Origin of the sequence: Acidovorax soli, from assembly GCF_014207955.1 — a bacterium.
GTDB classification, from domain to species: Bacteria; Pseudomonadota; Gammaproteobacteria; order Burkholderiales; family Burkholderiaceae_C; genus Acidovorax; species Acidovorax soli_A.
On sequence record NZ_JACHLK010000001.1, the window covers coordinates 832749 to 841834 of the forward strand.

Sequence of the window (9086 nt, forward strand, 5' to 3'; positions counted from 1 at the left end):
CGCAGGGCGCTGTCAAGCCGACAGTGCTGCTGCCGGCGTGCGCGGCGCCATCTCGATGCGCGCCTTGGCCAGGCGCAGCGCCTTGCGCATGTAGCCGCGCCACAGCACGCTGGCCAGCAGCCAGAGCACCGGAGCGGCCCACTTGGAGCGCGCGTGGAAGGCATGGCGCCAGCGCACCGTGGTCTGTGTGCCATTGGCCTCGGGGTCGAACCACCAGGCACCGTCGGCCCCCGTGGCCAGCCAGCGCAGCGCGCCCGTGAAACCGCTCACCGTGTAGGCAAAGTACTGGGCCGGGCGGTAGTGCTTGAGCCCCTCCTGTACGCTGCTGCCGTCGGACATGGCCACCGTGCGCGTCTGCCCCGGGGCATCCCAGGGGCCGGTCTGGTCGCGGGTGCCGGTCACGGCCGGCAAGGGGCCATAGCCGGTGAACAGCGTGGTCGGGTCGATAGGCGCGATGAACCCGAACGCCTGGGCAGGCGAGGCCTTGATATGCGTCTGGACCGTGGCGGTAAAGGTGGGCATGGTGGCGGCGTCCGGTTCTTGCAGGGTGAATCGAATGTATTGTGGAAGGCGGAAACGATAAATACCGTTTTCTCAAACGGACTGTTTGCCAAACCGTGAACAATTGCCCCTTCCCGTGCCGAAAGAACCGTGCGCAAACGGGGCTCAGGCCGTGGATTGCCGCCGCCGGGGCTTGCGCTGTGCCCCAGCCAGCTCCTGGGCGCCCAGGCTGAACACCGGCTGGTCCGCCAGCATCTCCACGGCCAGGTCGATGAAGGCGCGCACGCGCGCCGGCTGGGCCGCACGGCTGCCGTAGTACACATACAGCCCCAGGTGCCGGGGGATGAAGCCGGTCAGCACCGGCACCAGCTGCCCGCTGCGCACCAGGGGCGCGGCGGTCACCCCCACCAACTGGCCAATGGCATGGCCGCCCAGCACGGCGCGCGCCTCCAGCTCGATGTCGTTGGTGCAGAAGGCCGGTGGAATGGCGTGCGCCACGATGTCCTCGCCCACCTGGAACTCCCAAGGCATGGGCTTGCCCGTGGCCGGGTGGCGAAAGCCGCTGCAGCGGTGCTGCGCCAGGTCTTCGATGCGCATGGGCGTACCGTGGCGTGCGAGGTACCCTGGCGTCGCGCACACCACCAGCTGCAGCCACAGCAGGCGCCGCGCGATCACCCCGCCCTCGGGCGGGTAGCCCGAGCGAAAGCCCACGTCGACCCGGTCCTCGACCCAGTTGCCGATGCGGTCGTCCAGCTGCACATCGGGCTCCACCAGCGGGTAGCGGCGCACGAACTCGTCCACCACGGGCCAGATCACCTCCAGCATCATGGAGCGCGGCGCGGTGATGCGCAGCGGCCCGGCGATCTCCTCGCGCCCGCGCCGCGCACCGTGCACGGCGCGCTGCAGCGTGGCCAGCCCGGGCTGGGCGGCGTCGAGGAACTGGCGCCCCTCTTCGGTCAGGCTCAGGCTGCGCGTGGTGCGGTGGAACAGGCGCACGCCCAGGTGCGATTCGAGCTGCCCCAGCGCCAGGCTGGCGGCCTGCGGCGTGATGCCCTGGGCCGAAGCCGCCTGGCGCAGGCTGCCCAGCTCGGCCGCCTTGGCAAAGGTGGCGATGGCGCGCAACTCGTTGATGGCCATGGTGAAACTCCTTAAATTGGCAAGTATTTATTGCCAATAAATCAGGCGATTATGGGCTAGTGAGATGGCAATGGAGTGCCTACATTTCATCCCCATGGCGACGCACCGCGTCTGCCAGAACCCCGAAATTCAAGCTTTCCAAGGACTTCTGCCATGACCGCTCACGCTTCTTCCTCTTCCTTTCCCCGCATCTGGCTGATCACCGGCGCCTCGCGCGGCATCGGCGCGCGCATTGCCGAGGCCGCGCTGGCCCAGGGCGATGCCGTGGTCGCCACCTCGCGCAGCGCCGAGTCCATCACGCGCCGCCTGGGCGCCAGCGATGCGCTGCTGCCCCTGGCGCTGGACGTGACCGACGAGGCCCAGGCCCGCCACGCCGTGGGCGCGGCGCTGGAGCGCTTCGGCCGCATCGACGTGCTGGTCAACAACGCGGGCTACGGCCTGCTGGGCGCGGTGGAGGAGGCCACCGCCGACGAGGTGCGCAGCCTCTACGAGACCAATGTCTTCGGCCTGCTGCATGTGACGCGCGCCGTGCTGCCCGCCATGCGCGCGCGCCGCGCCGGCCACGTCATCAACATCTCGTCGCTGGGTGGCGTGCGCTCGGCGGCTGGCTTTGGGGTCTACTGCTCCACCAAGTTCGCAGTGGAAGGTCTCACCGAAGCCCTGCACGCTGAACTGGCGCCGCTGGGCATCCACGCCACGGCGGTGGAGCCGGGCTACTTCCGCACCGAGTTCCTGGACACGGCCTCGCTCTCGGTGTCGCCGCGCGTGCTGGACGATTACGCCCCCAGCGCGGGCGTGATCCGCGAGGCCGCCCGCCGCATCAACCTGAACCAGCCCGGCGACCCGGTGCGCCTGGCCCAGGCCGTGATGCAGTTGGTGGCCAGCCCCACGCCCCCGCTGCGCCTGCCGCTGGGCACCGACACGCTGCAGACCATTGCCGAGAAGCACGCCTTTGTGGAAAAGGAAACCGCCGCGTGGCGCGAGCTGGCGGCCTCGACGGACTTCCCGGTGCAGGCGGCAGCCTGAACCCATACGTTTCTTGACGTCGGCTGAGTGTGAAACTGGCGTGGCCAAAGCCAGTGCCCCCGCGCAAGGGCCGCCCCGCCGCGCTGGGGGCGTCCCCCTCCCGACTCGCGCAGCGAGTCGAGAGAGGGGTGAAGGCGCGAAGCGACTCAGGGGGTGCTTACATTCACACCATGCCGCCGTTGGCGCGCAGGGTCTGGCCGTTGATCCAGGCCCCATCGGGCCCGACCAGAAAGGCCACTGTGCTTGCGATGTCCTCCGGCGTGCCCAGGCGGCCCAGCGGATTCATCTGCGCCAGGCGCTCCACCAGCTCAGGCGTCTTGCCATCGAGGAACAGGGCGGTGGCCGTGGGGCCGGGGGCGACGGCGTTCACGGTGATGTTCCTGCCGCGCAGCTCCTTGGCCAGGATCTGCGTCATGGTCTCCACCGCGCTCTTGGTGGCGGCATACACCGCATAGCCGGGCATCGCGGTGCCGACCAGGCTGGTGGAGAAATTCACGATGCGCCCGCCCGGCTCCAGCCGGCGCGCGGCCTCGCGCAGGGTGTTGAAGCTGCCCTTGAGGTTGATGGCGATCAGCCGGTCGAAGGTGGCGTCGTCGGTGTCGGCCAGGTGCGGCAGGTGCGCAGGCATCACGCCCGCGTTGTTCACCAGCACGTCCACGCGGCCAAAGGCCTCGGTGGCCTGGTCAAACAACCGCGCTGCAGCCGCAGGGTCGGCCACATCGGCCTGTACCGTGATGGCCTGGCCACCGGCGGCCGTGATGGATTGCGCCACCACCTCGGCCTCGGCGGCATTGCCGGCGTAGTTGACCACCACATTGAAGCCATCGCGCCCCAGGCGCTGGGCAATCGCGGCGCCAATGCCGCGGGAGGACCCGGTGACGATGGCGACAGGGCGGTGGGTGGACGGGGTGGACGTGTCGTTGGTGGCCATGGAGAACTCCAGAACAGTGGTGATGGGTGTATTGTTCTGTTGGCGCCGGGTTTGATAAAGACCCGTGAATTGCCATGACTGTTCAACGCACGAAAACAATCAAGCCCTGCTCCCCATGGACCGATTCGACGCCATGCGCCTGTTCACCCGCATCGTGGAGCTGGGCAGCTTCACCCAGGCGGCGGAAGACCTGCAGCTGCCCCGCGCCACCGTGACGCTGGCCGTGCAGCAGCTCGAAAAGCGCCTGGGCGCACGCCTGCTGCACCGCACCACGCGCCACGTCTCCCCGACCCAGGACGGTGAGGCCTACTACGCGCGCTGCCAGCAGCTGCTGGCCGACCTCGACGAGACCGAGGCAGCCTTCGCCAGCGCGGGCCAGCAGCCCAAGGGCAAGCTGCGCGTGGACCTGCAGGGCACGCTGGCGCGCTATTTCGTGCTGCCGCGCATCGGCGAGTTCTTTGCACGTTACCCGGGCGTGGAGCTGGAACTGGGCATGGGCGATCGCCTGGTGGACCTGGTGCGCGAGCGCGTGGACTGCGTGATGCGCGGTGGCGAGCCGGCCGACTCCAGCATGGTGGGCCGGCGCGTGGCGCAACTCGCGCAAGTGACCTGCGCCAGCCGCACCTACCTCGCGCGCCATGGCGTGCCCCGCAGCGTGGACGAACTGCGCGGCCACCGCGCGGTGAACTACCTGTCCTCGCGCACGGGCAAGCCCATGCCCCTGGACTTCGTGGTCGACGGCGCGCCGCGCAGCGTGCAGCTCAAGGGCGCGGTCTCCGTGACGGATGCGTTTGCCTATGTGGCCTGCTGCACGGCCGGGCTGGGCATCATCCAGGTGCCGCGCTACCACCTGGAGCCGCAGCTGGCCGATGGCAGCCTGGTCGAGGTGCTGGCCGACTTTCGCCCGCCGCCCATGCCGGTGACCGTGCTCTACCCGCACAGCCGCCAGCTCTCGCCGCGCGTGCGCGTGTTTGTGGACTGGCTGGCCGAGGTGATGGCGAATGCGCGTTAACCCGCCTGTGCCGGACGGGAGAACTCCATGACCCAGTTCACCTCCCAGGTTTGCCCGCCATCGTCCGAGAAGGCCTGCTCCCAGCGCGGCGTGCCGATGGCGAGGTTCTTGGCCCACTCGAAGCGCACCAGGACAGGCCGGCCATCGAGCCGCTCCTGGCCGAAGAAAACGCCCCGGTCCGTGCCCGCAAAGCCGCCGCTCACGGGTGGCTGCAGCAGACCGGTCGCCGTGTCCAGGCCGCCGGTCACATTGTCCAGCCAGTAGATGCTCCAGCGCTGCGCCTGGGGATTGAACAGGCGCAACGCCATGCCCACATAGCCGGCATTCCAGCCTTCGGGGATGAAGTCATCGCAGTTGCCGATGCCGCCGGACAGCGGTCGCGCCGTGCCGGTGGCGTCAAAGGTCTCCCAGTCGGTGCAGCCTGCGAGTCGGCGCACCAGGCGGGTATTGCGGATGCGCCAGGGGCCCATCAGAAAATCGAAGTCGCTGGCATCGCCAGTGGGTGGGGTGATCGGCATGCTGGTGTCTCCGGTAGGGGTGTGCGTCAGGCGTGCAGGGCCGAGCGCGCCGTGGGCTGCAGCCGATGGGTCTCGGGTGCGCGGGCGAGCCAGGGGGCGAGGCCGGGCGCCACAGCGCGCTGCCAGGTACTGCCCTGCGCAAAGGCATCGAGCGCTGCCGCATCGCCGAACAGCGCCAGGCCCAGCAGCACATGCTCCCCTTCGCGCACCGGCAGGCGGGGAAAGGTGTTGGGGCTGGTATCGCTGGCGTACCAGGCCGTATGGTGCGCGCCACCCGCACGCAGCGCGGGGTCCATGCGCTCGCGGCAGTACGCCAGCAGCCCGGGTGTTGCAGGCTCCTTCAGGTAGAACACCGTGGCATCGAGCAGGCCCCGTTCCGTGCCGCTGGCGCCGGGAGCGGTGCGGTCTGCGGGCAGGCCATCGGCCGCACCGGGCCAGGCCGGGTGCAGCAGCAGCACGTTGTCCGAATCGACCATGGTGGCATTGGCCGCCTCGCGGTGCGCGGCCCACACCGGGCCGCCATAGAAGGCTTCGAGCGCCTGCCGGCGCGCTTGCATATCGGCGAAGCCGCGCAGCCAGACGAACAGGTCCGGCTGGTCGAGGTCGCGGAACTGGCCGATCACGCGCATGCCTTCGCGCTCCTGGGTTTCCAGGAATTCGCGGTCGAACAGCTCGATCAGCACCTCGCGCTGGCCGGGGTGCAGGGTGTACTGGCGCAGCTCGACGATGGAGCAGTCCGGCAGGGATGGGGTGGTTGGCATGCGGTCTTCCTTGGCTGGATATGAAAGGGAAGGCTGCAGTGTGCGGCGCAATACATGACAAGGCATGGCAGGTATTGGCGGCATACTGCAGCGGTCGTTGTTTCAAGCCATGCCATGCGTGCCAGCCGCCTGTTGTCCATCCAGATGCTGCTCGAAACCCGGGGGCGCATGAGCGCGCAGGCGCTGGCCGAGGCGCTGGAGATCTCGGTGCGCACGCTCTACCGCGACGTGGACCAGCTCACGGCGGCGGGTGTGCCCATCTATGCCGAACGCGGCCGCAATGGCGGTTTCGCGCTGCTGCCGGGCTGGAAGACCACGCTCACCGGCCTCACCCCGTCCGAGGCGCAGGCCGTGTTCCTGAGCGGCCTGCCCGGCCCGGCCGGCGACCTGGGCCTGGGCGATGAGGTGGAGGGGGCGCGCCTGAAGCTGTTGGCCGCGCTGCCCGCGCCCTGGCGCGAAGATGCCCAGCGTGTGAGCGCCCGCCTGCACCTGGATCCGGTGGACTGGTACCGCGAGAGCGCGCCCACGCCCCACCTGGCCACGGTGGCAGCAGCCGTCTGGGGTGGCGAGCAACTGGCCCTGCGCTACGAAAGCTGGGCCGATACGGTGGAGCGCACGGTGGCCCCGCTGGGCCTGGTGCTCAAGGCGGGTGTGTGGTACCTGGTGGCGCAGCCGGTGGACAAAGCCTCGGCGGACCGTGGCCCGCGCACCTACCGTGTTGCCAACATCCGCGCGGCCACGGCGCTGGGCACGCCCGTGCGCCGCCCGGCGCGTTTTGACCTGCCTGCGTACTGGAGCGCATCCATCCGCCGCTTCGAGTCCGGCCTCTACACGGGCGAGGCCGATGTGCTGGCCACGCCCGCCGGCCTCAAGGGCCTGAGCGCCCTGAGCAGCGCCGTGGCGCGGGCGGTGGCGGCGGCCCCGCCTTCGCGCCGCAAGGACGGGCGCGTGGCGCTCACCATTCCCATCGAGTCAGTGGCCCATGCCTGTGGCCAGCTCATGCGCCAGTCGCCCGAAGTGGAGGTGCTGCGCCCGGCGGTATTGCGGCGTGCACTGATAGAGCGTGTCCAGGCGACGGCGCGGCTCTACAAGCTGGGCTAAATCCCCCGCTCCACCATGTCCAGCAGCCGCTGGCCCAGCAGCGCCAGCATGTCGGCGGGCGTCCCGCGCAAAGGCCCGTCGATGGAGAGCAGCGCCATGCCATGCACGGTGGACCAGGCCAGGTACTCGGCCCCCGGGCGGCGTTCTGGCGGCAGGGCGCCGGCCTTCACCAGGTCGTCGAGCGCGGCCGAAAGGTGCTCGAAGGGGTTCAGGCCTGTCAGGCCGCCCATGGCGGGGTCGGGGTCCTGCTCCACGCTGAACTGCCCGCCGAAGGCGGTGCGGAACAGCCCCGTCTCCGCGTGCGCAAAGCGCATGTAGCCGGCGCCCACGGCGCGCACCCGGGCATGGGCCTGCTCGGTGGGCGTGCCTTCGGTGGGCACGTGGGCCATCTCGGCTTCCATGGACTGGGCCACGGCGGCCACGGCAGCGGCGCGCACCGCCGCCAGCAGGTCCTGCCGGTTGGCGAAATGGCGGTAGGCCGCATTGGGCGCCACGCCCGCGCGGCGCGTGGCCTCGCGCAGCACCACGGCATCGGGCCCGCCCTGGCGTGCCAGCTCGATGCCGGCGTCGAGCAGGGCACGGCGCAGGTCGCCGTGGCGGTAGGTGCTGCGCGCGGCGGGTGGAGTGCCGCTGCTGGCATCAGGGCTGTTGCGGTTGCTTACGGACATGGACGGCTGAATGTGGACACTGTCCATTATCTCTGGTATTGTTTGTGAACGGTGTCCACAATTGCATGGACACCTTGCCCTGATCCGATACCCCAAAGGAGACCGCCATGAAAGTCGAGCCCTATCTGTTCTTCGAAGGCCGCTGCGAAGAGGCCCTCACGTTCTACCGCAAGGCCCTGGGCGCCGAGGTGACCATGCTCATGCGTTACAAGGACAATCCCGAGCCCGCGGCCGGTGCGGGCTGCTCCGTGGACGGCAGCACCGGCCCCGGACCCCAGCCCGAGATGGTGATGCACGCCTCGTTCAATGTGGGCGACACCCAGGTCATGGCGTCCGACGGCATGGGCTCGGGCAAGCCGAGCTTCCAGGGCATCTCGCTGTCGCTGGCGCCCGAGACGGAGACAGAGGCGAAGCGCCTGTTCGATGCGCTGGCCGATGGCGGCCAAGTGCAGATGCCGCTGGGCAAGACCTTCTTCTCGCCCGCCTTCGGCATGGTGGCCGACCGCTTCGGCGTGTCGTGGATGGTGGTGGTGCCCCAATGACGGCGGTAGCTGCACCCGGAGCCCAGCCCCTGCGCTACACCGGCAGTTGCCACTGTGGCAAGGTCGCGTTCGAAGTGGAGGGCACGGTCGACAGCGCCCTGGCCTGCAACTGCAGCATGTGCCGCCGGCGCGGCTCGCTGCTGTGGTTCGTGCCGCATGGGCAGTTCCGGCTGACCACGCCGGAGGCGGACCTCGCCAGCTACACCTTCCACAAGCACGCCATCCAGCACCGCTTCTGCCCGGCCTGCGGCATCCACACCCATGGTGAAGGCACGCATCCCGCGGGCCACAAGATGGCCGCAGTGAACCTGCGTGTGCTCGACGGCGTGGACCTCGACGCCATCCCCGTGCACCACCACGACGGCCTGGCGATGTAACCCCAAGGAGACTTACCATGATGAATCCCGAACCCCAGGCGCAACACCGCTGGCTCCAGCAACTGCTCGGCGACTGGACCTGCGAATCCACCTGCGACGCCGGTCCCGGCGAGCCGCCCATGACGACCACCGGCACCGAACACGTGCGCCAGCTCGGCGACCTGTGGGTGCTGGGCGAAGGCACGGGCACCATGCCCGGCGGCGGCGATGCGCGCATGCTCATCACGCTGGGCTACGACCCCGAGAAAAAGGCCTTCATTGGCACCTGGATCGGCTCGATGATGACCCACATGTGGGTCTACCGCGGCACGCTCGACGCCACCGAAAAGGTGCTGCCGCTCGAGACCGAAGGCCCGAGCTTCGCCGGCGACGGCAGCACCGCGAAGTACCGCGACACCATCACCATCGTCGGCCCGAATGAGCGCACCCTGACCTCCGCCACGCAGCAGCCTGATGGCAGCTGGAAGGAGTTCATGAAGGCCACCTATCGGCGCAAGACCGCCTGACCCCGC

General features: G+C 69.4%; 12 protein-coding genes. 6 read left to right on the top strand and 6 right to left on the bottom strand.

Annotated elements, in window-relative coordinates:
- Positions 1–12: 12 nt before the first annotated feature.
- Positions 13–522 (bottom strand): SRPBCC family protein, encoded by a 510-nt coding sequence (locus HNP48_RS03825; protein ID WP_184855499.1) that lies wholly within the window; start codon positions 520–522, stop codon positions 13–15.
- Positions 523–666: 144 nt separating this feature from the next.
- Positions 667–1638 carry a LysR family transcriptional regulator gene (locus HNP48_RS03830; RefSeq protein WP_184855500.1) on the bottom strand — a complete coding sequence of 324 codons (972 nt, stop codon included), beginning with the start codon at positions 1636–1638 and terminating at the stop codon, positions 667–669.
- 153 nt (positions 1639–1791) lie between these two features.
- Here HNP48_RS03830 and HNP48_RS03835 point away from each other — a divergent pair, with 153 nt between their 5' ends.
- A complete protein-coding gene (locus tag HNP48_RS03835; protein WP_184855501.1) occupies positions 1792–2664 on the top strand; it encodes an oxidoreductase in 873 nt (290 codons plus the stop codon).
- A 163-nt stretch (positions 2665–2827) separates the two neighbouring features.
- Here the strand turns inward: HNP48_RS03835 and HNP48_RS03840 are convergent, their stop codons facing one another.
- A complete protein-coding gene (locus tag HNP48_RS03840; RefSeq protein ID WP_184855502.1) occupies positions 2828–3595 on the bottom strand; it encodes an SDR family oxidoreductase in 768 nt (255 codons plus the stop codon).
- A gap of 115 nt (positions 3596–3710) precedes the next feature.
- Between HNP48_RS03840 and HNP48_RS03845 the strand changes: the two genes are divergently transcribed.
- Positions 3711–4607 carry a LysR family transcriptional regulator gene (locus tag HNP48_RS03845; protein WP_184855503.1) on the top strand — a complete coding sequence of 299 codons (897 nt, stop codon included), beginning with the start codon at positions 3711–3713 and terminating at the stop codon, positions 4605–4607.
- On the opposite strand, the gene HNP48_RS03850 is transcribed toward HNP48_RS03845, so the two are convergent.
- Both HNP48_RS03850 and HNP48_RS03855 read right to left on the bottom strand, forming a co-directional pair.
- Complete coding sequence (locus tag HNP48_RS03850) at positions 4604–5125, bottom strand: hypothetical protein (protein WP_184855504.1); 522 nt, start codon at positions 5123–5125, stop codon at positions 4604–4606. The genes HNP48_RS03845 and HNP48_RS03850 overlap by 4 nt on opposite strands.
- Before the next feature lie 26 nt (positions 5126–5151).
- Positions 5152–5886 (bottom strand): NIPSNAP family protein, encoded by a 735-nt coding sequence (locus tag HNP48_RS03855; protein WP_184855505.1) that lies wholly within the window; start codon positions 5884–5886, stop codon positions 5152–5154.
- Positions 5887–6000: 114 nt separating this feature from the next.
- Here HNP48_RS03855 and HNP48_RS03860 point away from each other — a divergent pair, with 114 nt between their 5' ends.
- A complete protein-coding gene (locus tag HNP48_RS03860) occupies positions 6001–6987 on the top strand; it encodes a YafY family protein (protein ID WP_184855506.1) in 987 nt (328 codons plus the stop codon).
- Here HNP48_RS03860 and HNP48_RS03865 read toward each other — a convergent pair.
- Positions 6984–7655: a TetR/AcrR family transcriptional regulator gene (locus tag HNP48_RS03865; protein WP_184855507.1), complete on the bottom strand. Its 672-nt coding sequence runs from the start codon at positions 7653–7655 to the stop codon at positions 6984–6986. The genes HNP48_RS03860 and HNP48_RS03865 overlap by 4 nt on opposite strands.
- Positions 7656–7762: 107 nt before the next feature.
- Here HNP48_RS03865 and HNP48_RS03870 point away from each other — a divergent pair, with 107 nt between their 5' ends.
- From HNP48_RS03870 to HNP48_RS03880, 3 genes are read left to right on the top strand one after another with little or no spacing between them, the layout of a single operon-like run.
- Entirely contained in the window at positions 7763–8197 is a 435-nt protein-coding gene (locus HNP48_RS03870; protein ID WP_184855508.1) for a VOC family protein, read from the top strand.
- Positions 8198–8226: 29 nt separating this feature from the next.
- Positions 8227–8574: a GFA family protein gene (locus HNP48_RS03875; protein ID WP_184855683.1), complete on the top strand. Its 348-nt coding sequence runs from the start codon at positions 8227–8229 to the stop codon at positions 8572–8574.
- Positions 8575–8591: 17 nt separating this feature from the next.
- Positions 8592–9080: a DUF1579 domain-containing protein gene (locus HNP48_RS03880; RefSeq protein WP_184855509.1), complete on the top strand. Its 489-nt coding sequence runs from the start codon at positions 8592–8594 to the stop codon at positions 9078–9080.
- Positions 9081–9086 lie beyond the last annotated feature (6 nt).

Excerpts from the sequence above, each read along its gene's own strand:
- HNP48_RS03855 (WP_184855505.1), bottom strand. The coding sequence starts at position 5,886 with ATGCCAACCACCCCATCCCTGCCGGACTGCTCCATCGTCGAGCTGCGC.
- HNP48_RS03865 (WP_184855507.1), bottom strand. The coding sequence starts at position 7,655 with ATGTCCGTAAGCAACCGCAACAGCCCTGATGCCAGCAGCGGCACTCCA.
- HNP48_RS03870 (WP_184855508.1), top strand. The coding sequence starts at position 7,763 with ATGAAAGTCGAGCCCTATCTGTTCTTCGAAGGCCGCTGCGAAGAGGCC.
- HNP48_RS03850 (WP_184855504.1), bottom strand. The coding sequence starts at position 5,125 with ATGCCGATCACCCCACCCACTGGCGATGCCAGCGACTTCGATTTTCTG.
- HNP48_RS03880 (WP_184855509.1), top strand. The coding sequence starts at position 8,592 with ATGATGAATCCCGAACCCCAGGCGCAACACCGCTGGCTCCAGCAACTG.
- HNP48_RS03830 (WP_184855500.1), bottom strand. The coding sequence starts at position 1,638 with ATGGCCATCAACGAGTTGCGCGCCATCGCCACCTTTGCCAAGGCGGCC.
- HNP48_RS03860 (WP_184855506.1), top strand. The coding sequence starts at position 6,001 with ATGCGTGCCAGCCGCCTGTTGTCCATCCAGATGCTGCTCGAAACCCGG.
- HNP48_RS03835 (WP_184855501.1), top strand. The coding sequence starts at position 1,792 with ATGACCGCTCACGCTTCTTCCTCTTCCTTTCCCCGCATCTGGCTGATC.
- HNP48_RS03840 (WP_184855502.1), bottom strand. The coding sequence starts at position 3,595 with ATGGCCACCAACGACACGTCCACCCCGTCCACCCACCGCCCTGTCGCC.
- HNP48_RS03825 (WP_184855499.1), bottom strand. The coding sequence starts at position 522 with ATGCCCACCTTTACCGCCACGGTCCAGACGCATATCAAGGCCTCGCCT.
- HNP48_RS03845 (WP_184855503.1), top strand. The coding sequence starts at position 3,711 with ATGGACCGATTCGACGCCATGCGCCTGTTCACCCGCATCGTGGAGCTG.